The sequence below is a fragment of the Sphingomonas sp. NCPPB 2930 genome, assembly GCF_042867205.1.
Classification (GTDB): Bacteria; Pseudomonadota; Alphaproteobacteria; order Sphingomonadales; family Sphingomonadaceae; genus Sphingomonas.
The window spans coordinates 203,640-228,315 of the sequence record NZ_JBHZQU010000002.1; the positions used below are offsets into that span (position 1 = coordinate 203,640).

Annotated in this window: 13 protein-coding genes; 1 reads left to right on the top strand and 12 read right to left on the bottom strand. The window is 70.4% G+C overall.

What is annotated here, in order from left to right:
- Window positions 1-32: 32 nt before the first annotated feature.
- The 5 genes from ACFX59_RS04310 to ACFX59_RS04330 all read right to left on the bottom strand — a co-directional run bounded on the left by ACFX59_RS04310 (window position 33) and on the right by ACFX59_RS04330 (window position 15,157).
- Window positions 33-1,220, bottom strand: a complete 1,188-nt coding sequence (locus ACFX59_RS04310; RefSeq protein ID WP_354294415.1) for an HlyD family efflux transporter periplasmic adaptor subunit — start codon at window positions 1,218-1,220, stop codon at window positions 33-35.
- On the bottom strand, window positions 1,217-3,358 hold the full coding sequence (locus ACFX59_RS04315) for a type I secretion system permease/ATPase (protein ID WP_387429985.1): 2,142 nt from the start codon (window positions 3,356-3,358) through the stop codon (window positions 1,217-1,219). Before ACFX59_RS04315 ends, ACFX59_RS04310 begins: the two co-directional genes overlap by 4 nt.
- Window positions 3,355-4,623, bottom strand: coding sequence for a TolC family protein (locus ACFX59_RS04320; protein ID WP_387429987.1), 1,269 nt, complete (start codon window positions 4,621-4,623; stop codon window positions 3,355-3,357). Before ACFX59_RS04320 ends, ACFX59_RS04315 begins: the two co-directional genes overlap by 4 nt.
- 178 nt (window positions 4,624-4,801) lie before the next feature.
- Window positions 4,802-13,993, bottom strand: coding sequence for a BapA/Bap/LapF family large adhesin (locus ACFX59_RS04325; protein WP_387429989.1), 9,192 nt, complete (start codon window positions 13,991-13,993; stop codon window positions 4,802-4,804).
- Between the two features lie 195 nt (window positions 13,994-14,188).
- Window positions 14,189-15,157: a family 43 glycosylhydrolase gene (locus tag ACFX59_RS04330; RefSeq protein ID WP_387429991.1), complete on the bottom strand. Its 969-nt coding sequence runs from the start codon at window positions 15,155-15,157 to the stop codon at window positions 14,189-14,191.
- 132 nt (window positions 15,158-15,289) lie between these two features.
- Here ACFX59_RS04330 and ACFX59_RS04335 point away from each other — a divergent pair, with 132 nt between their 5' ends.
- Entirely contained in the window at window positions 15,290-16,423 is a 1,134-nt protein-coding gene (locus ACFX59_RS04335; protein WP_387429993.1) for a 1,4-beta-xylanase, read from the top strand.
- A gap of 9 nt (window positions 16,424-16,432) precedes the next feature.
- Here the strand turns inward: ACFX59_RS04335 and ACFX59_RS04340 are convergent, their stop codons facing one another.
- From ACFX59_RS04340 to ACFX59_RS04370, 7 genes are all read right to left on the bottom strand, one after another.
- Complete coding sequence (locus tag ACFX59_RS04340; protein WP_387429995.1) at window positions 16,433-17,752, bottom strand: glycoside hydrolase family 28 protein; 1,320 nt, start codon at window positions 17,750-17,752, stop codon at window positions 16,433-16,435.
- A gap of 80 nt (window positions 17,753-17,832) precedes the next feature.
- Complete coding sequence (locus ACFX59_RS04345) at window positions 17,833-19,188, bottom strand: glycoside hydrolase family 27 protein (RefSeq protein WP_387429997.1); 1,356 nt, start codon at window positions 19,186-19,188, stop codon at window positions 17,833-17,835.
- Window positions 19,189-19,231: 43 nt separating this feature from the next.
- The gene (locus ACFX59_RS04350) at window positions 19,232-20,662 is read right to left on the bottom strand and encodes a carboxylesterase/lipase family protein (RefSeq protein ID WP_387430280.1); all 1,431 of its coding nucleotides are present in this window, start codon (window positions 20,660-20,662) and stop codon (window positions 19,232-19,234) included.
- Between the two features lie 87 nt (window positions 20,663-20,749).
- Window positions 20,750-21,853 (bottom strand): acyltransferase family protein, encoded by a 1,104-nt coding sequence (locus ACFX59_RS04355; RefSeq protein WP_387429999.1) that lies wholly within the window; start codon window positions 21,851-21,853, stop codon window positions 20,750-20,752.
- The gene (locus ACFX59_RS04360; protein ID WP_387430001.1) at window positions 21,850-22,398 is read right to left on the bottom strand and encodes a sugar O-acetyltransferase; all 549 of its coding nucleotides are present in this window, start codon (window positions 22,396-22,398) and stop codon (window positions 21,850-21,852) included. The genes ACFX59_RS04355 and ACFX59_RS04360 overlap by 4 nt, the downstream gene beginning before the upstream one ends.
- 3 nt (window positions 22,399-22,401) lie before the next feature.
- Entirely contained in the window at window positions 22,402-23,076 is a 675-nt protein-coding gene (locus ACFX59_RS04365) for a DUF1349 domain-containing protein (RefSeq protein WP_387430003.1), read from the bottom strand.
- A gap of 109 nt (window positions 23,077-23,185) precedes the next feature.
- Window positions 23,186-24,667, bottom strand: coding sequence for a DHA2 family efflux MFS transporter permease subunit (locus ACFX59_RS04370; RefSeq protein ID WP_387430282.1), 1,482 nt, complete (start codon window positions 24,665-24,667; stop codon window positions 23,186-23,188).
- Between the last annotated feature and the right edge of the window lie 9 nt (window positions 24,668-24,676).

Here is a 24,676-nt window from a genome sequence, read left to right on the forward strand (position 1 = left end):
GGATGGCGTGGGATGGGATGGGAGTGGGGCGACTACCGCTCACGCATCGCCTCGCGCGCGCGGTTGAGCGGTTTCAGAAGATATTGCAGCACCGTCTTGCTGCCGGTGTGGATGTCGGCGGTGGCGATCATGCCGGGTACGATCGGAAAGCGCTTGCCCGCCTTGTTGACCAGCGAGTCCGCCGTCGTCCGCACGAAGACGCGGTAATAATAGACGTCCGGGTTCACCTCGTCGCGGATGGTGTCGGGCGAGATGCTGCTGACCTTGCCCTCCAGCCCGCCGAAGATCGCATAGTCATAGGCGGTGATCTTGACGCTGGCGCGCTGGCCGGGGCGGATGAAGGCGATGTCGCGCGGCGCGATCCGCGCCTCGACCAGCAGGCGTTCGTCCAGCGGCACGATCTCCATGATCTTGCCATTGGGCGGGATCACGCCGCCAATGGTCGACACCTCGATATTCTTGACCACGCCGCGCACCGGCGAGCGCAGGGTCAGGCGGCTGAGCGTATCCGAACGCCCGCGCACCACGGGGGCGAGCGCTTCCACCTCCTCGCTGACCTTGGCCAGGTCCTGCCGCGCCTCGACGATATATTGCGAGCGCAGGTCCGATTTCTTCAGGTCCAGATCGGCGCGCTGGCGCTTCAGGCGCAGCACCTCGACATTGCTGGCCGCGCCGACCGCGATCAGCGACTCCCCGATCCCCACTTCGCGGCCGATCAGCGCGAGCGACTCGTCGATCAGCCCGATCGAGCTGGCCAGGCTGCGGCGGCGTGCATCGTATAGCCGCTGCTGCTCGGCCTTGAGCGCGGGGAAAGCGTTCAGCTCGGGCGAGAAGGTCAGGGGCGTGCCGTTCACCTCCGCCTGCAACCGCGCCTGCGCGGCGAGCGCGGCGCGGTATTTGGCGGCGCTTTCCTCGACCGTCGATCCGGCTTGCGTGGGGTCGAGCTGCGCCAGGATCTGGCCGGGCTTCACGATATCGTCCTGCCGCACCAGCATCCTGGCGAGGATGCCGCCCTCCAGCGATTGCAGCACCTGTTCGCGGCTGGTCGGCACCACCCGGCCGCTGCCCGTCGCGACCTCGTCCAGCTCGGCGAACCAGGCCCAGCCGAGCGCCACGACGAACAGCGCGGTCAGCACCCAGGTCATCCGCTTGGCCGCGAGCAGCGGCGCGCCGCCCTCGTCGGCGAAGGGCAGGTCGGCGGGATGGGTCAGCGCGGTCATGCCGCCTGGCTCCGCGCGCCACCTTGTGCGGCCTTGGTCATGGTCGCCAGCGCATTGGCCTTGGGCTGGTCGAGCAATATCTGGCCCTGGTCGATCACGATGATCCGGTCGACCAGTTCGAGCACGCGCATCCGGTGGGTGGCGACGATGACGGTGCGGCCCCGGCTCCATTCGCGGAACCGTTCGATGAACTGGCGCTCGGCGGTTTCGTCCATCGCGGCGGTCGGTTCGTCGAGCAGCACGACCTGCGGCTGGCGGATCAGCAGCCGGGCGAGCAGCAGCGCCTGTTGCTGCCCGCCCGACAGGCCACGCCCGCCCTCCAGCACGCGGTGCTCCAGCCCGTCGCGCAGCCGCCGGACGAAATCGACCGCGCCGACCATGGCGAGCGCCGCCAGGATCGCCTCGTCGCGCGCCATCGGTGCACCCATGGTCAGGTTCTCGCGCAGCGTCCCGTGGAACAGGCGGCTGTCCTGGGTCAGCAGCGCGACGTCGCGGCGGACATCGCCGGGATCGATCTGGTGCAGCGCAAGATCGTCGAGCAACACCTCGCCCGATATCGGCTGGAGCATCCCCGACAGGCCCTGCAGCAACGTGGACTTGCCCGCCCCGTTGCGGCCGAGCAGCGCGATCGTCTCGCCCGCCGCGATGTCCAGCCGGGGGACGGTCAGCGCCGGGGGCGCATCGGGATCGGCATAGCCGAACACCGCCGAGCGCAGCGCGAAGCGCCCAGCGACCGAGGGCAGGGGGATGCGATGCTCGGCATCGGGATGGTCGACCGGCAGCGCCATGATCTGGTTCAGGCTCTGCGCGGCGACCTTGGCATGCTGATAGCGGCCGAGCAGGTGCGACACCTGCCCCATCGGCGCCATCATCCGGCTGGCCAGCATCGAGGTCGCGACCAGCGCGCCGGTCGTGATGTCGCCCGCAATGACCATCGGCGCGCCGACGAAGATGACGGTCGCATAGACTGCATTCTGCACGCTCTGCGCCCAGGTCGACAGGCTGGCGGTCAACCCGCGCAGGCGGAGCTGCGCCTCGCCCGCCACCGCGTTGCAATGGTTCCACTGGCGCTGGAAACGCTCCTCGGCCTGGAGCGTCTTGATATCCTCGATCCCCTGCACCGCCTCGACCAGCAGGGCGTTGCGCAGCGAGGTCTCGCGCATCGACTCGGTGGCATGCGCGCGCAGGCGGCGCTGGGCGAGCAGGCTGGGCAGCAGGATCGCGACCAGCGCCACCACCGGCACCAGCGCCAGCGTGCCGCCGATGAAGCAGAGGATGGCGAGGAACAGCAGGAAGAAGGGCAGGTCCGCGACCGCCGCGACGGTGGTCGAGGTCAGCATGTCGCGCACCTGGTCCAGGTCGCGAAGCTGCGCGATGAAGGTGCCGGTCGAGGTCGGCCGCGCGCGGTTGCGGACGCGCAGCGCATGGCCGAACACCCGGTCGGACAGCCGCAGATCGGCGCGCTTGCCGAGGATATCGGTGATGCCGACCCGCAGCCGCCGCAGGACGTAATCGAACCCGGTCGCCAGCAGCACGCCCAGGAACAGGATATAGAGCGTCGGCATCGACTGGGCGGGGACCACCCGGTCATAGACCTGCATCGAGAACAGCACGCCCGCCAGCCCCAGGCAGTTGGTCACGACCGAGGCGATGGCGACATGGCCGTAGCCCCGCGCATCCTGGAGCAGGATGTCGCGCAGCCAATGCGGCTGGAAGGGGCGGATATAGCTGTCGACGCGGACATCGGCGGCCGAGCGCGACGGGCGGGGGATGACGAAGACGCGGGTCTGTTCGACCAGCGCGGCGAGCGGTCGCTGGACCGCCAGATCGCCCTCGCCCGCGACGGTGAACAGCGCCTGCCCCCCGGCATCGATCGCGGTGATCAGCGCCAGCTCGCCGTCCGCCAGGCAGGCGATGACCGGCAGCCGCCAGCTGGTCAGCCGGACGCTGGCCGGGGCGGCGAAGCGCACCGACAGGCCCGAGGCGCGGGAGAGCGCGCGGACCCGCGTCTCCTCGTCGCCCTCGCCCTGCCACAAGGCCGTCAGCCGCGCGCGCTGTTCGGCAAAGGGCATGCGGTAATGGCGGGCGACCTGGCCCATCATGTCGATCCAGCCCTGCGGATCGGCGGGCGCGGTCACAGCGTCACCCCCCGGATGCTGGTGCCGGTCAGCCCGAAATCGTCGCGCGCCTGGCCCGAGACATAGAGGCATTCCACCGCCAGTCGCCGCAGGTCATGCTGGGTATTCGCCGCGTCGAAGCGCGCCTGCTGCAATTCCTGTTCGGCGTTGAGCAGGTCGACCAGCGTGCGCGTGCCCATGTCGAGATATTGCAGGCGATAGAGCTTGCCCGTCTCGACCATATTGTCCTGCCGTTCGGCGAGCGTGGCGAGCAGTTGCGACAGCCCGGCCATCTGCTGCTGCGCCTCGGCGAGTTGCTGGCCCGCCTCATTGCGGGCCTGACGCTCGGCCGCCTCGGCGGCGCGGACGCCGTAATCGGCGCTGCGCGCGCGGGCGCGCACCGCATTGCCGCCGAACACGTCGCTGGTGACGTTCAAACCGAAATTATAGAGGCTGCGGTCGGAAAAGGGCGACGACACATCGGCAGAGGCATCGCCCGCGAGCGCGATGGTGGGCAGCCGCCCGGCATGGGCGCGCCGCGCCTCGGCGGTCGCCTGTTCATATTGCGCGCGGGCCCGCATGATCGACGGCACATCGGCCCAGTCGACCGTCATCGCGCGGCCGCAGCTGCGCAACAGCCAGTCGGGCACCTGTGGATCGACCGCAGGCGCGCTCTCGCGGCCCAGCAGGAAGGACAGGCTGGTGGTCCAGCGGCGCTGTTCCGCCTCGATCCGGGTCAGCGTCGCGCGCGCGGCGGCGACCCGCGACTGCGCCTGGAGCGCGTCGGAGCGTGTCGTCGCGCCCTTGCCGAACCGCTTTTCGACCAGTGCGCTGATATCCTCGATCCGCGCCAGCTGTTCCATCGCGATGGCGCGCAACGCGGCGTTGCGCTGGACCTCGATCATCGCAAAGCCGGTGTCGCGGATCAGCGCGTCCACCGCCAGCAACAGGTCGGCGCGCCCGATCCGGGTGCCCGCGCGCGCCGATTCCACCGCGCCCGCGACCTTGCCGAAATCATACAGCATCTGCGAGGCGGACAGTTGCGGCCGGGGGCGCCAGCCGGTGCTGATCCGGCTGTCATAGCCACTGCCCACGCCCGCGCTGATCCGGGGGAGATAGCCCGCGCGCGCAACCTCGACATCCTCGCCGCGCGCGTCCAGCGTCGCGCTGGCCTGCGTGACCGAGGGGTGCCAGGCCAGCACCTCGCGCATGGCGCTTTCCATCGTGACGGCCGGTTCGGCCGATACGGGAGGGCTTGCCATGATCACCGCCAGAATAGCCGCCATCACCCTTTCCGATCGTCGCTGGTAGCGTTCACGCCACTCTGCTCTCATCAGGCGCCTTTCCTAGCCTCTCCAGCGCCGGAGTTCGGCTAAACTGCTTTAATAATATGAGAAAAGTGCCGAAGACTGGCGCCTTCGGCACTCCCAATCACGTCCATTTCCGGAGTGGTGACCGCATTCGTCACATTATGTGCATGGTCGCCAGTTTCTCCTGCTCGGGATCGGCCGAAACGGTCAGATAGCCCAGCGGATCGTCGACGATCGGCGCGGCATCGATGGGACCGATATCAGTGGCGATCGTGGTCGATCCCCGATCGTCGTCGGTCAGGGTGACGGTCGCGGGCTGCTGCGTATCCAGATAGCGGGTCAGCACCGCCTCCAGATCGCCCTGGCCCTCCATCAGCGACAGGGCGATCCGTGCGTCGCCATGGTCGGCGGCGACCACCGGCGCGGGCTGGTCGATGTCCGCCATCATCGGCACCACGTCGAGCGCCAGATGATCCATGCCATCGGCATCGAGCGCGGTGATCGTCGCGGCCGGGAAGGCCGGGGCGATGCCGTTGTTGATGTCCACCGCGACGTCCAGCCGCGCGGTCGCCACCTGCCCGTCGGGCTGGACGATCTGATAGGTGAAGCTGTCCACCGGATCGACCGCCGAATAGCCCAGCGTCGTGCTCGGCTGATAGCTATACTGTCCGACCTCGTCGATCGTCAGCGTGCCGTGCGCGCCCGTCAGCGTCAGCGGCGTGTCGCCCACCGCGACGAAGCGGCCGCCCGACAGCATCCGGATTTCCAGGAAGTCGCTGCCCGGCGCGTCGTTCGCCAGCAGGTCGCCGCTGACCGGGGTCGTGCCGGTCAGCGCGAACTGGTCGAGATGGGTGACCGTCTGGGCGACATAGACGCTGCTCGTATAGCCGGTGCCCAGCGCGTTGGTGCTGGTGACGGTGTAGTTGTAGGTGCCCGAGGGCAGCCCGGTCATCGTCACGCTGAGCCCTGTGCCCAGCACCCCGCCAATGCCCGCCACGCCGGTGCCCGAGTTGGTGCCGACCACCGTGCCTGCCGCATTGGTGACGGTGATCGTATAGCTGGGCAGCAGCGCCAGCCCCGGCGCGATGACCGCCGACAGGGTGACGTTGGCGACGCTGTTCGCGTCCACCGTGAAGCTGTCGACGGCCCGCCCGGTCTGCGGCCCGGACAATATGCTCGCCAGCGGCGTGGTGAAGCTGGTGTCGACGACCGGCGCGCGCGTCTCGACCACGTTGACGAAGCTGGCCGCGGCGGTGGCGATGTCGTTCACGGCCAGGGGCACGCCGGTCACGTCGGGGCTGCCGATCGTGATGGTCAGCGTGGCGCTCTCGCGTTCATTGTCCGAGGCGTCGAGCAGCGTGTAGGTGAAGCGGTCGACCTTGCCGAGCACCGCCGCATTCGCATCGGGGATATAGGTGTAGCTGCCGTCGCGTGCGATGGTCAGCGTACCCCATAGACCCGCGACGATCGTGGCGTCGGCCGTCACCGCCGTCGTCACGCCGTTCAGCGTCACGCTCTCCACGACCGTCTGCGGGCTGACCACGTCGATCTGGCCGCCGGCGCCGGGATCGGTGATGACGTTGCCGTTGGTGACGGCGGGTATGACCTGCGCGATGTCGGTGAAGTCGGAATCAACCCCGGTGACGCTCAGCCCGCCCAGCAGCCCGACGCCCAGCGTATTGTCGAAGGTGACGAAGGCGCGGTACTGGCCCGGCCCCAGATCGGCATTGGCGACGAGGTTGCCGTTCAGCAGCCCGACCTCCAGCAGCGACGACGTGCCACTGCCATCGACCGCGACCCAGCTGGTCCCGTTGAACCGCTGGACCACTACCGAATAGCCGCTGGCGACCCCGACATTGGCCAGCGAGTCATAGGTGAAGGTCGCCGCCAGCGTATGGCCCGCATCGACGGTGAACTGGACATTGGGGATGGCCAGCACCTGCGCATCGAGGTTGACCAGCCCCAGCGAGACCAGCGCGGTATAATTGGCGCTGCCCAGATTCTCGTTGGTCTGGACCGGGACCAGATCGACCAGCGCCGTGGCGGTGTTGTCGAAGGCGCCGATGTCGAAGGGCGCGACGATCGACACCGCCGACGAGACATTGCCTGCCCCGTCGCGCAGGCCCACGCTCAGCGTCTCGCCCGCCAGCTGCGGGCTGGGCAGGGTGACCGCATAGAGCCCTCCGGGGGCGACCGTGCCGGTGCCGATGACGGTCCCGGCGGCGTTGCGCACCTCCACCGTGGCGCCCGGCTCGCCCAGGCCGCTGACCACCGTGCCGCCCGGATTGATCGTGGCGGTCGGGGGCGCGGGGGGCGTGATGTCGGGGGCGCTGGCGACGATCCGGACCGAGGCATTGCCCGCCGCATCGGTCTGGGTCACGCTCAGCAGCTGGCCATTGGCCTGCGGCGTGGACAGCGTCGCGCTATAGCCGCCATCCGCACCGACCAGCGCGGTGCCGACCAGCTGCCCGGCGGGGTCGAGGATGCGGATCGTCGCCCCCGCCTCGCCGGTGCCGGTGACGGTCGTGCCCGTGCCGTTGACCGTCGCCAGCGGGGCGGCGGGCGGGGTGATGTCGGGCGCGATCACGCTGCCGGGCAGCGAGGCATTGCCCGCGACATCGGCCTGCGTCACCTGAAGCACCTGGCCATTGGCCTGCGGCACGGTCAGCGTCACGCTATAGCTGCCATTGGCCGCGACGATGCCGGTGCCGATGACCGTGCCCAGCGGATCGCGGACGGTGACCGTCGCTCCGGCTTCGCCGGTGCCGGTGACCAGCGTACCGACGCCGTTGATCGCGGCGGTCAGCCCGATCGGGGCGGTGATGTCGGGCGCGGTCGCCTGCGCGGTCGCCGAGACATTGCCCGCGGCATCGGCCTGGCTGAGCGACAGGAGCTGGCCGTTCGCCTGGGCGGGGACGAGCGGCACGGTGAAGCTGCCGTCCGCTGCGACCAGTGCGGTGCCCAGAATGGCGCCGCCCGGCCCCCGGATGGTGACGGTCGCCCCCGCCTCGCCGGTGCCGGTCAGGGTGGTGCCGTCCCCCGACACGATGCCGACCGGCGCCAGCGGCGCGGTGAGGTCGGGTGCGGTCACGGCGGCAGCGGCTCCGACATTGCCCCCGGCATCGGCCTGGGTCACGGACAGCGCCTGGCCGTTGACCTGCGGCGTGGCGAGGATGGCGGCATAGGTGCCGTTGGGGGCCACCACCGCCGTGGCGATCACCGTGCCGCCCGCGTCGCGGATGGTGACGGTCGCGCCCGCCTCGCCTTGGCCGGAGACCAGCGTTCCCGCGCCGTTGATCGCGGCGGTCAGGCCGACCGGCGCGGTGATGTCGGGCGCGCTGACCTGCGCGATCGGCGAGACATTGCCCGTGGGGTCGCTCTGGCTGAGCGACAGCAGCTGGCCGTTGGCCTGGGGCGGGGTCAGCGTCGCGGTGAAGCTGCCGTCCCCGGCCACCAGCGCGGTGCCCAGGACGATGCCGCCGGGGCCGCGGATGGTGACGGTGGCGCCCGCCTCGCCGGTGCCGGTGATGGCGGTGCCGTCGCCCGCGACGATGCCGACCGGCGCGAGCGGCGCGGTCAGGTCGGGCGCGGTGACGGGGGCGGGGGCGCCGCTATTGCCCGCCGCATCCACCTGGGTCGCGACCAGCAGCTGGCCGTTCACCTGCGGCGTGGTCAGGAGCGCGGCATAGCTGCCGTTCGCGGCGACCAGCGCGGTGCCCAGCACCGTCCCGGCGGTATCGCGGATGGTGACGGTCGCCCCCGCTTCGCCCTGGCCCGTGACGATGATGCCTGCGCCGTCGATCGCAGCGGTCAGCCCGACCGGCGCGCTGATGTCGGGCGCGGCGATCTGCGCGATCGGCGAGACATTGCCCGCCGGATCGGCCTGGGTCAGCACCAGCAACTGGCCATCGGCCTGAGCGGGCGACAGCGTCGCGGTGAAGCTGCCGTCCCCAGCCACCAGCGCGGTCGCCAGGATCGTGCCGCCGACATCGCGGATAGTGACGGTCGCCCCCGTCTCGCCGGTGCCGGTGACCGTCGTCCCGTCCCCGGATACGGTCCCCAGCGGCGCGATCGGCGCGGTGAGGTCAGGCGCGACGACGCCGACGCCGGGCGAGGCATTGCCCGCCGCATCCGCCTGCGTCGCGGTCAGCGGCTGGCCATCGGTCTGTGGCGTGGACAGCACCACCACATAGCGGCCGGTCGCGCCGACCACCCCGCTGCCCAGCAGCGTGCCGCCTGCGTCGGCGATGCGGATGGTCGCACCGACTTCCCCGACGCCCGTCACCACCGAGCCGGTGGCGTCGATCGTCGCGGTCGGCGCAGCGGGCGGGGTCAGGTCCGGCGCGACCGCGATGGCGGGGGGCGAGACATCGCCGTCCGCATCGGCCTGGGTCACGCGAACCGTCTCGCCATTGGTCTGCGGCGTGGTCAGCGTGGCGCTGTAGCTGCCGTCCGGATTGACGGTGGCGCCGCCGATGACGGTGCCGGTCGCATCGCGCACCGTGATCGTCGCGCCCGCCTGTCCGGTGCCCGATACGCTCGCGCCGTCCAGCGCGACGCTGGCGGTCGGTGCGCCCGGCGTGTCGTTGGGCACCAGATCGGGGGCGATCGCCGCGCCCGGTGCCGAGACATTGCCCGCCGCATCTGCCTGGGTCAGCGTCAATAGCTGGCCGTTGGTCAGCGGGGGGGCGAGCGTGACGGTGAAGCGGCCGTCCGCGCCGACCGGCACGGTGGCGATCACCAGCCCGACCGGATCGGTGATGGTGACGATCGCGCCGATCTCGCCGGTGCCGGTCAGGCTGGCGCCGTCGGCCGCCACGACCGCGGCGGGCGCGTTCGGCGGCGTCAGATCCAGCGCGGCAACACTCGTGCTGCCCGAGATATTGCCGGTGGCATCGGCCTGGCTGACCGACAGGATCTGCCGGTCGATCTGCGCGACGGGCAGGAGCACGGCATAGCTTCCCCCCGCATTGACGGTCGCGGTGCCCAGCACGTTGCCGCCCGCGTCGCGCACCGTCACGGTCGCGCCGACCTCGCCCGTGCCCGACACGATCCTACCCGTCGGATCGAGCAAGGCGAGCGGCGCGCCCGGCGCGGTGATGTCGGGCGCGGTCGCGGTGGTTGCGCCCGAGACGTTGCCCGTCGCGTCGGACAGGGTGGCGCTGATCGTCCCGCCATTCGCCTGGGCGGGGGTCAGGGGCACGGCGAACAGGCCATCGGCACCGATCGCGCCGCTGCCGATCACCGTCCCGTCGGCGTCGCGGATGGTGACGGTCGCCCCCGCTTCGCCGCTGCCGCTGGCCAGGGTGCCGTCGGCGTTGACGGCGACCAGCGGCGCATCGGGCGCTGTGAAGTCGGGCGCGGTCACGGTCACCGGGGCGGAGGCATTGCCCGCCGCATCGGCCTGCGTCACCAGCAGGGTGTCGCCGTCGATCTGGGGCGGGGCGAGGACGACCGTATAGGCGCCGTTGGCGGCGGCGGTCGCGGTGGCGACCACCGTGCCGCCCGCATCGCGGACGGTAACGGTCGCGCCCGCCTCGGCCAGCCCGGTCACGACTGAGCCGGTGGCATCGATCGCGGCGGTCAGCCCGACCGGCACGCTGGTATCGAGCGCGATCAGCGCCAGCGGCGCCGAGACATTGCCCGCCGCATCCGCCTGGGTGACGGTCAGCGTCTGGCCGTTCACCTGCGGCGTGGTCAGCGTGACGGCGAAGTTGCCGTCCGCCCCGACCTGCACGGTGCCCAGCACCGTCCCGTCCGCCGCGCGCACGGTGACGGTGGCGCCGACCTCGCCGGTGCCACCGACCGTGATGCCCTCGGGCGACAGCGTGGCGACGGGCGCGGCGGGGGCGGTCAGGTCGGGGGCGATGGGGGCGACGGAGAGCGAGGCATTGCCCGCCGCATCCGCCTGCGTTACCTGTAACGTTTCGGCATTGCGTTGCGGGATGGTCAGCGTCGCGACATAGCTGCCGTCCGCGCCGACGATGGCGGTGCCGATGACGATACCGGCGGGATCGCGAACGGTGACGCTCGCCCCCGCTTCGCCCAGGCCGGTCACCAGCGTCCCGTCGCCGCTGACCGTCGCGGTCAGCTCGGTGGGGGCGGTGATGTCCGGCGCGGTGACGATGACGACGGGCGAGGCATTGCCCGCCGCATCGGTCTGGACGATCTGCACGGTCTCGCCATTGGCCTGCGGCGTGGCGAGCGGGACGGCGAAGCTGCCGTCCGCGCCGACCTGCGCGCTGCCCAGCAGGGTGCCGTTGACGGCCCGCACGGTGACGGTCGCGCCGGGCTCGCCGGTCCCCGCCAGCGTCACCCCGGCATCGACGACCGATCCGGTCGGCGCAAGCGGCGCGGTGATATCGGGCGCGGTCAGCGGGACGGGGGCGGAGACATTGCCCGCCGCATCGGCCTGGGTCACGCTCAGCACCTGGCCATTGGCCTGCGGGGTGGTCAACGTCGCGCTATAGCCGCCATTGGCATCGACCTGCGCGGTGCCGATCGCCGTGCCGCCCGCATCGCGGATGGTGACGGTCGCACCGGGCTCGCCGCTGCCGGTGACAACGATGCCGTTGCCGTCGATCGTCGCGGTCAGCCCGGTCGGGGCGGTGATGTCGGGCGCGGTGAGGGTGACGGAGGACGAGCTGTTCCCGCCGCGATCGGTCTGGCCCACCGTCAGGGTCTCGCCATTGGCCTGGGCGGGGGCCAGGGGGACGCTATAGCCGCCGTCCGCGCCGACCACCGCGCTCGCCAGAGGGGTGCCGTCCGGCCCGCGCACGGTGACCGTGGCGAAGGGCTCGCCGGTGCCGATGACCGCGCTGCCATCCGGCGCGATCGTCGCAAGGGGCGCATCGGGGGCGGTCACGTCGGGGGCCGCGACGATGCTGGGATCGGAGACATTGCCCGCCGCATCGGTCTGCGTCGCGGTCAGGACCTGGCCGCCGGTCTGCGGCGTGGCGAGCGACACGACGAAGCTGGTGTCGGCGGCGACCACCGCGCTGCCCAGCAGATTGCCGTTCGAATCGACGATCCGCACCGTCGCGCCAGGCTCGCCATTGCCATAGACCGCCGCGCCGTCACCCGACAGCGTGACGCCGGGCGCATCCGGCGGGGTGATGTCGGGGGCGACCGTCATCATCGGCGGCGAGATATTGCCCGCCGCGTCGGTCTGCGTGACCATCAGCATTTCGCCATTGGCCTGCGGCGTCGGCAGCGTCACCGAAAAGCTGCCGTCCGCCGCCACGGGCGCGGTCGCGATCAGCGTGCCGTCGGCGTCGCGGATCTCGACGATCGCCCCCGCTTCGCCGGTGCCGGTGACGACCGTGCCCTCGGGGCTGAGCGCGACCGAGGGTGCGTCGGGTGCCGCCAGATCGGGCGTGACGGTGGTAACGGCGGCGGAGACATTGCCTGCGGCGTCGGTCTGCGTCGCCGACAGCGTCCGGCCATCGGCGGTGCCGGTGGGCAGCGTGACGCTGAAGCCGCCATCCGCGCCGACGATGGCGGTACCGATCGGCAGGCCATCGGCGTCCGTGACCCGCACGGTCGCGCCGGGCTCGCCCGTTCCGGTCAGCACCGTGCCGTCCGCGCTGACCGCGACGACCGGCGCGCCGGGGGCGCTGGTATCGGGCGCGGTCAGCGAGGCCGCAGCCGAGACATTGCCCGCCGCATCCGCCTGGGTGACGGTCAGCGTCTCGCCATTGGTCTGCGGCGTGGTCAGCGTCAGCGTATAATTGCCCTGCGCATCGACGGTGGCAGTGCCGATGACCTGTCCGGCTGCATCGCGAACCGAAACCGTCGCGCCGGGCTCGCCGGTGCCGGTGACGGTGTCGCCATTCTGCCCTAGCGTCGCGGTCGGTGCGGCGGGCGCGGTCGTATCGGACACAGTCAGCGTGGCGGCGGGCGAGACATTCCCGGCCGCGTCGGCCTGGGTGACGGTCAGGGTGCCGCCATTGGCCTGCGGCGTAGTGAGGGTCAGCGTATAATTACCTTGGGCATCGACGGTGGCGGTGCCGATGACCTGTCCGGCTGCATCGCGAACCGAAACCGTCGCGCCGGGTTCGCCGGTGCCGGTCACGGTGTCGCCATTCTGCCCGAGCGTGGCAGTCGGCGCGGCGGGCGCGGTCGTATCGGGTACGGTCAGCGTGGCGGCAGGCGAGACATTCCCGGCCGCGTCCGCCTGCGTGACGGTCAGGGTGCCGCCATTGGCCTGTGGGGAGGTTAGGGTCAGCGTGTAGTTGCCCTGTGCATCGACGGTGGCGGTGCCGATGACCTGTCCGGCTGCATCACGAACCGAAACCGTCGCGCCGGGTTCGCCGGTGCCGGTGACGGTCGTGCCATTCTGGCCGAGCGTCGCGGTCGGTGCGGCGGGCGGGGTGATGTCGGGTGCGGTCAGCGTGGCGGCGGACGAGACATTGCCCGCGGCATCCGCCTGGGTGACGGTCAGGGTGCCGCCATTGGCCTGTGGCGTGGTCAGCGTCAGCGTATAATTGCCTTGCGCATCGACCGTTGCGGTGCCCAGCACGTTTCCGGCGGCATCGCGGACGGTGACGGTCGCGCCGGGCTCGCCGGTGCCGGTGATCGTCGTGCCCTGGCCGTTCACGGTGGCGGTGGGGGCGGTGGGGGGCGTGATGTCGGGGGCGGTGACGCTCGCGCCCGGCGAGACATTGCCCGCCGGGTCCGACTGGGTGACGGTGACCGGCTGGCCGTTGGTCTGGGGCGGGTTGAGCGTGACGGCATAATTGCCGTCCGCGCCGACCGTGCCGGTCCCGATCACCGTCCCGGTGGGATCGGTGACGCGGACCGTCGCCCCGGCCTCGCCGGTGCCGGTGACGCCGGTTCCGGCCGGGTTGAAGATGGCGGTGGGCCGCGCGGGCGCTTGCGTATCCGCAGTCGGTGGGGTGGCGGGGGCGCGATCGTCGTCACCGCCGCCGCCCGAGACGGCCGCGACCAGACCGCCGACCCCCGCCACGCCCAGCACGGCGGGCAGGATGAACGACGCGCCGCCGCCCTGCGCCGCCCCCTGCGCGGCCAGAAGATCGTCGAGGCTGGTCAGCGCGGTGAAGCGCCCCGCGCCACTGGCGGCGGGATGCGCCAGCCACTGACCGCCCTGATCGTCGCGCAGGACGAGGTCGCTGATGGTGCCGCGCTGCTCGTTGTAGAAATTGTCGATACGGATGGTCTGGCCATCGGCCAGGCGGATGATCAGGTCGTTGCCCTGTCGTTCCATCGCGGCGACCTGCGCGCGGTCGAGGTCGAGCCGGACGACGCTGGGCGCATCCAGGGTGATGACGTTGGCGGTGGTGGTGGTCGTGGTTCCGCTGGCCTTGGCGATGATCTCGGTCTGCATGCCCTGCTCCTCCCAAAAGCTGTTCCCGGCGTCCGGCACGGAATGCCGGACGGGGGCGACGGCGCATGGGTCGCACAGAGATGCGGACGCACGGCCTGCCCCTTATGAAGCGGGAACCACGGCCTGGGTCGGCGGATGCTGGGATTCCGAATCCGGATTTGATTCAGATGGTTAACGGAAGTTTACACGTCCCCGTCACCGCCGGGGCGAAAGGGTCGGCGCATCGTCGTCGGTCATCGTCACGCGGCGGATACCGCCGTCCGGGTCGTAGCGGATCCGGTCGATCGCCACGACCCTCTCGCCCCGGAACGGGCCGGGCCCGGCCGCGCGGTCCCAGCGGTGATAGACGATCAGCCAGCGCCCGTCTGGCGTCTTCACGAAGCTGTGATGCCCTGGCCCCTGATGCCGCGCGTCGCTGGTCAGGATCGCACCGCGATAGCGCCATGGCCCGACGGGCGAGGGAGCGGTGGCGTAATGGACCGAATAATCGGGGCCGTCGAAGCGGCCATGGCTGTAGGACAGGTAATAGAGCCCGCCGCGTTCGTGCATGAACGCGCCTTCGGTGAAGTTCGGCGGCTGTTGCACCGGGATCTCGCGCGCGATCGACACCATGTCGGGCTTCAACTGCCAGACGCGCAGCCTCGCCCCCGCGCTGCCGCCCGCATAGAGATAGGTCCGGCCCGACTTGCGGTCGGTAAAGACCATCGGATCAATCGCCTCAAACCCCTTGCCGCCGGTGACGAGCGGGCGGCCGCTGTCGCGATACGGTCCCTCGGGCCGGTCGGCGACGGCCACGCCGATCCGGCTGGGCGTCGGATTTTGCGGGCCGACCGAATAATAGAGATAATAGCGGCCACCCCGCACCGCGACGCCGGGCGCCCAGAGGAAATGGTCGCGGGCGCCGTCATCCTTGATCCAGCCGATCTGGTCGCGGCGGATCAGCGCGCCGCGTGGCCGCCAGCCCTTGAGGTCGCGGCTGGAAAAGGCGCCGAACCGGTCGGCGGCCCAACTGCCCCCCGGCCCGCCGGTGGGAAAGATCCACATCTCGTCGCCGATCATCATGGCATGCGGATCGGCCCCCTCGAATTGCGGGTTCCGCGCGGCGACCGAGACGGTGATCGCCAGCGCCAGTCCGGCGGCGGCGCAATAGTGGAACGCCCTCATCCTGATCCTCTCTCATGGTTGCGGCCGACCTGTCGCGGTCGATCCGATTGGTCGTACAATATCCTGTAACATCGACGGAATTTTCTCTAGCCTCCTCGTGCAAAAGACCAACAAGACAAGGGAGAGGATGGGATGAAGCCATGGATGCTGGGCGGAATCGCGCTGCTCGCGCTGCTGCCCGCCGCACCGGCCGAGGCGCGGGACCGCTGGACCGAGGCGCAGGCCCGGGTCTGGTATGATCGCCAGCCCTGGCTGGTGGGGGCCAACTACACCCCCGCCTCGGCGATCAACCAACTGGAGATGTGGCAGGCGGCGACCTGGGACCCGGCGCGGATCGACCGGGAACTGGCGCTGGCGCAGGGCATCGGGATGAACACGATGCGCGTGTTCCTGCACGACCAGCTCTGGGCGCAGGACCCGGAGGGGTTCAGGCAGCGGATCGGCGCGTTCCTGACCATCGCCAGCGCGCATGGCATCCGCCCGCTCTTCGTGCTGTTCGACAGCTGCTGGGACCCGGACCCCAGGCTGGGGCCGCAGCATCCGCCGATCCCCGGCGTCCATAATTCGGGCTGGGTGCAGGGGCCGGGAATGGCGGGGTTGCGCGACCGCGCGCGCTGGCCCCGCTACCGCGCCTATGTGCAGGGCGTCATCGGCGCCTTTCGCGACGATCCGCGCATCCTGGGCTGGGACGTGTGGAACGAGCCCGACAATGGCGCCGACCAGTATAAGGGGCAGGAGGGCAAGGAGCCGCTGGTCCGCGCGATGCTGGCGGAGGTGTTCGACTGGGCCCGCGCGGCGGAGCCGTCGCAGCCGATCACGTCGGGCGTATGGCTGGGCGAGGACTGGGCGCCGGGCGGGCGCGCCTCACCGATGGAGAGGCTGCAACTGGCGCAGTCGGACGTGATCTCGTTCCACGACTATAGCTGGCCCGAAACGTTCGAGCGGCGGGTTAAGCAGTTGCTGCCCTATAACCGCCCGATCCTGTGCACTGAATATATGGCGCGCGGCAACGGATCGACCTTCGACGGATCGCTGCCCATCGGCAAACGCTACAATGTCGCGATGATGAACTGGGGCTTCGTCGATGGGAAGACGCAGACGCGGCTGCCATGGGATAGCTGGAAGAAGCCCTATGTCCTTGAGGAACCGACCATCTGGTTTCACGAGGTGTTTCGCGGGGATGGCACGCCCTATCGCCCGGCGGAGACCGATCTGATCCGCCGCCTCGCCGCGGCGCCCAAGGGGGTGGTGCCCGCCGCCCCCTGATCCCTCGCGCTATCCGCCTTCGGGAAAGGGCACCCAGCGGGCGGCACAATCCCCCGCCACAGCCTGGGCTGGGGGCAGGGCGGGGCCCGGCGGTGGCGGGGAGACGCCGCCCGGCCCGGCGGCGATCCGTGCATTCTCTACTTGCCATGTCGCGCCGGGTGCGAAGCGGACGCCGTCCATCGTCACCGCCAGCGGATGGCCCGCATCATGCCCGCGCAGCACGAGCGTGCCGTCGGTGCCGGTCACGTCGTGCAGCGTGATGTCGCGGTAGAGTGGGATCGCAAACCCCTGTGCCGAGGCGTCATAGCGCGTGTCGAAATCGATCGGCCGCCGGTTGCCGCGCAGGCATATCCCGTCATAGCGGATGTGTGTGACCAGCCCGCCCCGGCTGGCGTCGCTCTTGATCCGCAACCCCGAGGTCGTGCCGTCGAGCGTCAGATGGCGGACGAGGATATCGCTGACCCCGGCCTGGGTCTCGCTGCCGATCGACATGCCGTGCCCCGCATAGAAATGGCTGTCGAGGACCGAGACATGCCGGGTCGGGCCCTTGCCCGCCTTGATCGCGATATTGTCGTCGCCGGTCCGGATGAAGGCGTGCGCGATGGTGATGTCCTGCGACGCGCCCGGATCGATGCCGTCGGTGTTGCGCGCATCGGCAGGCGTGTCGATGCGCACGCCCCAGAAGGTCGCCCCCTGCACGTCGTTCAGCACGACATGGAAATTGGGCGCATTGCGCAGGGTGACGCGGTAGAAGACGAGATTGCGGGCATGGTCGGCCTCGATCAGCCGGGGATTGTTCTGCCGGCCGCCCTCGCGTTGCGCGCGGCGGGCGAGTTGCCACCAGCTTTCGGCATGGCCGGTCATCGGGGTGCCGCCCGCACCGTCGATTGCGCCGTCCCCGACGATGCCGCCGCCGCGCGTCCCGTCGAAGCGGATGAAGGCGGTGCAGCCATTGCCCTTTGCCGCGATCGTGCCGCACACGCCCTGACCGCGATCATAGATGCGCGGATCGGACAGGGCGGTCAGGACGACGCCGCGATCCAGCCACAGCGTGACGCCCGATGTCATGCGCAGCGGACCGCTGAGAAAACGTCCGCCTTCGGGACCGGGCACCAGCCGGACCGCCGCTCCGCTGTCGCAATGGTCGATGGCGGCCTGGATGCGCCGCGTCGCGTCCTTGCCCGCGCCCTCGGGCGACAGGGTGGCGCAGATCCGTTCGGGCAAAGCGGGCTCGGTCACCGTCCGGCGATCCTGCGCCCGGGCGGTCGCCGCGATCAGGCCGAGCGCGAGGAGGGGGCCGAAGCGTAAGCAGGGAAAGCGGGCAGCCATGCGGCCGTTCCTGCCATGGTCGGGATCGACCCCGCCTTACCGCCGGAGGACAGTTGGTTCATCCGCCATGCCGGTTCGCGTCAGGCACGCAGGCGATAAAGCCCCGATCCATGCGGCGGCAGGGTCTGCGCGAAACGGCCGTTCGCCCGGCCGAGCGATTGTCCGCTCCACAGGTCGGTCACGCCGACCCCGCCCGGCAGGCCCAGATAGGACAGGGCCAGGCCCACCTCCCTGGGCTTGTCGGTGGTGTTGAACAGCGCGAGATAGCGGTCGCGCGGGGCGCCCTCGGGCGTGGCGGACCAGATACGCGCGCCGTCCTCGACGAAATGCGGCCGGTTGTCGGTCGAGGCCTGGTTGACCGCCAGCACCGCGCGGTTGGTCAGCAGCGCCAGCGTCGGCGCGTCCAGATGGCGCAGGTCCCCGCCCATGATCAGCGGCGAGCGCGCGATCGACCACAGCGTCATCAGCGTCCGCTGCTCGTCGGGGGTGAATTTGGTGTCGCGCTTGCCCAGCGCGAGGCGGCCGAGCGGCAGCATGTCGGCATCGGGCCAGCCGCCGGGCCCGCAATAGGGCGTCCAGTTCTCCAGCCGGGTGAACTGTGCCTCCAGCATCGGCCATTCGTCCCAGAAATCGTCCGAGATGCGCCACATCTGCGCATGGCGGCGGACATGCGGGCCCCGGATCACCGGCGTCTCGCCGGGCGACAGGCTGAGGATGATCGGGCGGCCGCTATTCCCGATCGCCTTGTGCGCCGCCTCGATCTCGGGGGCATGGGCGTCATAGGGCCGACTCATATCGTCCATCTTGACGAAATCGACGCCCCAGGAGGCATAGAGCGCGAACACGCTGTCATAATAGGCCTGCGCGCCGGGCCGGGTCATGTCGACGCCGTACATGTCGGGATTCCAGGCGCAGATGCTGGTCGTGTCGGCGATGTCGGCGGCGCGGTAGCGGGTGCCGAGGATCGGCAGGTTGCGCTTCACCGCCAGCCGGGGAATGCCGCGCATCAGGTGGATGCCGAACCGCATCCCCATGGCGTGCACGTCCGCCGCCAGTTTCGTGAAGCCCGAACCGTCGGCGCTGGAGGGAAAGCGGTTGGGCGCGGGGATCAGGCGGCCATGACCATCCATCGCGGGCACCGGCGCGGCGCTATATTCATAGCTGGAGGCGTTGGGCTCATACCATTGGATGTCGACGGTGAAGATATCATAGCCGAAGGGCAGCAGCCGGTCGCGCATGATTGCGGCGGTCTCGCGCGCCTGCGCCTCGGTGATGGTCGTGGCGAAGCTGTTCCAGCTGTTCCAGCCCATGGGCGGGCGCGGGGCGAGCGGCCCTGCGGGCGCGGCGGCGCGGGCAGACCCGCTGGCCAGCATCGCCGTGCCCGTCCATGCCGCCCCGGCCAGCGCCTGACGCCGGTTGATCCCGCTTTCATCCATCCTCACCACTCCCGGCCTGTTATTCCGTCGTTATCCCGGCAGGTTAGGGAGCATCCCCGGAGGCGGCAACCCGGTCGATATCCGCGCCCCAGGGATCGTGACCGACCATGACCGTTCCGGCGGGCGTGAAATCCGCCAGCGTGTCGGCGGTACGGCCATAGCGGTCCCAGCGGGGCAGGCCCGCGCCATTGGGGTCGCCGGTCTTCACGAAATTGACGAGATAGCCGCTCATCGCCCGGCCCATCGCCCGGTCGCGCGGGGTCGTGGCCGCGCCGTATTTGATCGCCTGATTGTCGAAGAAGAAGGGGATGTCGGTCGCATGCTGCGCGCCCGGCTGGCCGACCGACGAGGCGACATAGGAAAAGCGATATTCCCAGACCGGCACGCGCTTGTCGGCCAGCATTCCCGCCACCGCGCGTGCGCCGCCGACCATATAGCCGGTCTTGCCGCCGATATCGGCATCGGTCGCGCCGACCACCATGGGCACCCGCGCGAAGCGGTCGGCCCGATAGGCCGCGTGCGGATCGACGATCACCTTGCCATCGACAAAGGGGCCGGAAAAGGTCGGCTCGCCGCCCACGGGGTTGAAGAGCTGCGCCAGGTTCAGCCCGTCCGTCACCTGCTCGGCGGACAGCCCGCGCAGCCGCGACAGCGCATCGGGGGCGGCGGGGTCGATCCCCTTGGTGCGCGCGAACGCCGCGCCGATCCGCTCGACGGCGGCGAGCGTCTTGCGCGGATCGCTGCGCGCATCGCCGCCCGACATGACGAAGGCCCGGGCGAACAGTCCTTGCGCCTCGGGCGAGGTGACGAGCTGGTGCACCGACATGCCGCCCGCGCTCTCGCCGACGATGGTGACCCTGGCCGGATCGCCGCCGAATGCCGCGATATTGCGCCGGACCCAGCGCAGCGCGGCGATCTGGTCCATCGTGCCGTAATTGCCCAGCCGCCCGCCATCGGCATTCTCGGCGGTCAGCTGCGGCAGCGCGAAGGTGCCGAACCGCCCGACCCGGTAGTTGAAGCTGACGACCATCACCCCCTGGCGTGACAGGTTCGCCCCCGCATAGGTCGGCGGCGATGCCCCGCCATTGACGAAGCCGCCGCCATAGATCCAGACCAGCACCGGCAGCTTGCCTCCGCTCCCGGCGGGCTTCCAGACATTGGCGTAGAGGCAGTCCTCCGACGGCCGGGTGCCGAGCGGCGCGGCGTCGCTGGGAAAGGGTTGCTGCATGCAGTCGGCGGCATAGGTGGTGGCGTCGCGCACGCCCTGCCAGCGCGCGGCCGGTTGCGGCGCGCGCCAGCGGAGGGGGCCGACCGGCGGCGCGGCAAAGGGAATGCCCTTCCAACTGGTCACACCGTCCGCGACGGTGCCGCGCACCTGCCCCGTCTCGATCCGGACCGTGGCGCCGTCAGACCGGGCGGCGGCCGGGGCCGCCAGGGCGAGCGCCGACAGGGTCAGGACGGTCAGGGACTTCATCATCGGGCTCTCCTCCGCGCCGCTTCGGGCGTTCCGGGGCAAGGGGTACAACCCGATCATGCCGCCGCGCAATGCGGGACGGTGAATTTATCGCTTTGTTATCAGGGCATTCAGGCGCCTTCGCAGGGGCGCGTCCCAATAATGATGGGCGGCCGCGGCGAACAGGATCGTGAACAGATAGAGCGAAACCGCGATCGCCGCGGTCGTCGCGCCGCTGGCCGGTCGGGTCGCCACCCAGTTCATATAGACGTACACGAACGGATAATGGGTGATGTAGAGCGGATAGGAGAGCCGCCCCGCCAGCCTGCACAGCCGCAGCGTCGCAGGGCCGCCCGCCGAATGTCGGCCCGCCACGATGATGGCGGGAAACAGGATCAGCACGCACCCGGCCTGGTACAGTCCGTTCAACGCGATGCCGTGCCACGTCCCCAGCACCGGCGCGGCGAACAGCGCCAGCAGGATCGCGCTCAACAGCGGGAAACCCAGGGCGATGCGTGGCAGGCGGTCGCCCAGTCGATAGAGCAGCAATCCCACCAGAAACGGATAGGCCAGCCGGACTGGCGCGCCCCAGAAATTGGCCAGCCCCCAGCCGGTATCGTAAGACCCCAGCGACAGCGCGGTGACCAGCGAGGCGATCGCCGCGAGCCCGGTCAGCGCGATCAGCGCGCGCATCCGCAGCCGACGCAGGACCAGCGCATAGGCGAGATTGCCGATATATTCCTGAAACAGGGTCCAGGCCGGGGCATTGAGCGGATGGCTGTCCCCCAGCCGGTTGGGCAGCGACGGCGAGGGCAGGGCGAGCATCGCCGCGACGAAGGCCAGAGCCACCCATGCGACCGAGGCATCCTGCCGCCTATCGGCAAAGGGATCGCCCAGATAACTCGCCAGCCCGAGCAGGGCGCCCAGCATGACGAGCGGATGCAGGCGAACCAGGCGCCGGGTGAGAAAGTTGCGCACCGTCATCGTGCCCCATCGGTCGTCATAGGCATAGCCGATGACGAAGCCCGACAGCGCGAAGAAGAAATCGACCGCGAGATAGGCATGGGGCAGCATCAGCCGCGCCGGATCGAACAGCACGGTGATGCCCTGGATATGGAAGGCGACGACCAGCAGCGCCGCCGTGCCGCGCAGGCCGTCGAGCGTCTCGAAATGCGGCTTGCCCATGCCGGTCCGGTCGAGCCGGGCGCTCATCCTCCGATCGGCCGGGCGGGATTGCCCGCCACCGTCGCGCCTTGGGCGACGTCACGGGTCACGACGCTGCCCGCGCCGATGATCGCATCGTCGCCGATGGTCACGCCGGGCAGGATCAGCGCGCCGCCGCCGATCCAGACATTGGCGCCGATCCGGATCGGCCGCCCCCATTCCAGTCCCTGCGCGCGCTGCGCGGGGTCGCGCGGGTGGTCGGCGGTCAGGATCTGGACGCCGGGGCCGACCTGCGTCCCCGTGCCGATCTCCACCGTCACGACGTCCAGGATGACGCAGCCGAAATTCAGGAAGACGCCGTCGCCCAGCGCGATGTTATAGCCATAGTCGCAGTGGAAGGGCGGTCGCACGACGACGTTGCGCCCGACCTTGCCCAGCCCCTCGACCAGCAGCGCGTGACGCCCGGTCGCATCGGCGGCGAGCGACGCGTTGTAGCGCACCATCCACGCCGCCGCCGCCGCCTGGTCGGCCGCCAGTTCGGGATCGTCGGCGGTATAGGGCTCGCCCGCCAGCATCCGGTCCTTCTGGCGCATCGATCAGCTCAGATCGTGCAGGTCTTTGCCCAGCGGGGCGGTGATGCGCAGGTCGGAAAAACGGACGCTCAGCCCGCTGCGCTCCGGGGTGCAGGCCATCGGCCCGACCTGATAGGCGGGGGCGACGGGAAAGGGGGCCAGCCGGACGAGCGGCCATGTCCGGCCGTCCGCCGATACCTGCAACCGCAATACGCCCCTGGCGACCGTCGCGCGCATCCAGAAGTCGGCGGCATCGCCCGTATAGGGGCCGGTCGCCCAGTCGGAACGGCCATCGGTCAGCACGCTGCTCAGCATCGCGCGGCCATCGGACAGCTCGATCCCCGCCTTGACCCAGCGGCGTTCGTCGACGCGCACCATGATGCCCGCCTGATCGTAGAGCTTGTCGTAACGGCCCCGGATGCGCAGCTGCGCGGTAAAGGCGTCGGGGGCGGTGAAGCCCAGGAAATGGCCGCTGTCGCGCGTGAAGCCATAATGCGTCTCGCGCCAGAAATCGGTGCCCTGATCGGTGACCAGGGTCAGGTCGCCCGCCGCATCGACGCTCCATTGCCGGGGCTCGTTCAGCCAGCGGCCGTCGCGGCGGCCCAGCACCGGCCTGCCCGCGCCCTGCGCCGCCGCCGCGCTGCCGATACCCGGCACCGTCAGCGCCATCGCACCCCCCATGACCGACCGGCGCGACATTCGCCTTTCCTGCATGACATCCATCCTTTCCGAGCAGCGGATCGACGGCGATGTGTACATTTGTACACATGCAATGCAAGCGGTTTGCGGACGGCGGGGCGGGTCGGCTTCACCGGGCCGGGCGGTGCCCGCTCATCTCCGCCCCCGCATCTGCGGCGAAGCGGCGGTTCCAGATCACGGCGGAGGCCGAGATGGCGGCAACCACCAGGAACGCCGCCGAAAACACGGTCAGCGTCGGCTGCGCCTTGCCTTCGACCAGCGTCCCCAGCTCCAGCACCGTCGCCGCCGTGCAGATGCCCAGCGACAGGGTCAGCTGCTGGAAGGTCGCATAGAAGCTGGTCGCCGCGCTCATCCGTTCCTTCTCGACATCGGCATAGGCGATCGCGTTGAAGCCGGTGAACTGGAACGAGGTGAAGAAGCCCGACAGCGCGAGCACGCCGATCATCGCGGCGGTCGGCCAGTCGGGGCGGAACAGCGCGCAGGTCGCATAGCCCGCGCTGCTGACCAGCCCCGACACGATCAGGCTGCGGCGAAAGCCCCAGCGGCGCAGCACGCGCGGCGCGAGCGCCTTCATCGCCAGCGCGCCGACCGCGCCCGCCATGGTGATGGTGCCCGTCTTCGCGGCGGTCAGCCCGAAGCCCAGCTGGAACATCAGCGGCAACAAAAAGGGCTGCGCGCCCTGCGTGATCCGGGTCAGCGATCCGCCGATCACCGACAGGCGGAAGGTCGGCACGCGCATCAGCGTCAGGTCGAGGATCGGGTCGCTGACCCGCCGGGCATGGCGGATATAGGCGACGGCCAGCACCGCACCGACCGCCAGCAGCGCCAGCGCGGCCCAGCCCGTCCCCGGTCGGCTCGCCAGCTCGAACCCGAACAACAGACAGCCGAGCGCGATCCCCGACAGCAGGAAGCCCGAAACGTCGAACCGCGCCCGCGCATCGCCGGGCACGTCGGGCACCAGCAGGATCGCGCCGATCATGCCCAGCACGCCGATCGGGATGTTGAGATAGAAGATCCAGCGCCAGTCGAGCCAGGTCACGATGAACCCGCCCAGCGGCGGCCCCAGGATCGGCCCGATCAGCGCGGGCATGACCAGCCAGGACAGCGCCTGGACCATATCCTCCTTGGCGACGCTGCGCAGCAGGACGAGGCGGCCGACCGGCACCATCATCGCCCCGCCGATCCCCTGCAGGAACCGCGCCGCGACCAGGATGGGCAAGGTCCCCGCCTGCGCGCACAGCACCGAGCCGAGCAGGAAGATGCCGATCGCCGAGCAGAAGACGGTCCGCGATCCGAAACGGTCGGCCAGCGTTCCGCTGGCGGGAATGAACAGCGCCAGCGCCAGCAGATAGGCGGTCAGCGCGAAGCTGAGGCTGGTGGCCGACGTGCCCAGGTCGCGCGCCATGGTGGGCAGCGCGACGGTCAGGACGGTGCCGTCCAGCTGCTGCATGAACAGGGCCGATGCGACGACCAGCGCGATGACCCGATATCCGCGTTCCGGGGGGCGGGCGTTCGGGGCGGGGGTAGGGCGCGAACCGCTCGTCACCGCCTCGACCGCCGGGGCCAGTCCGTCGCCCACATCCGCACTCATCGAAGCCAA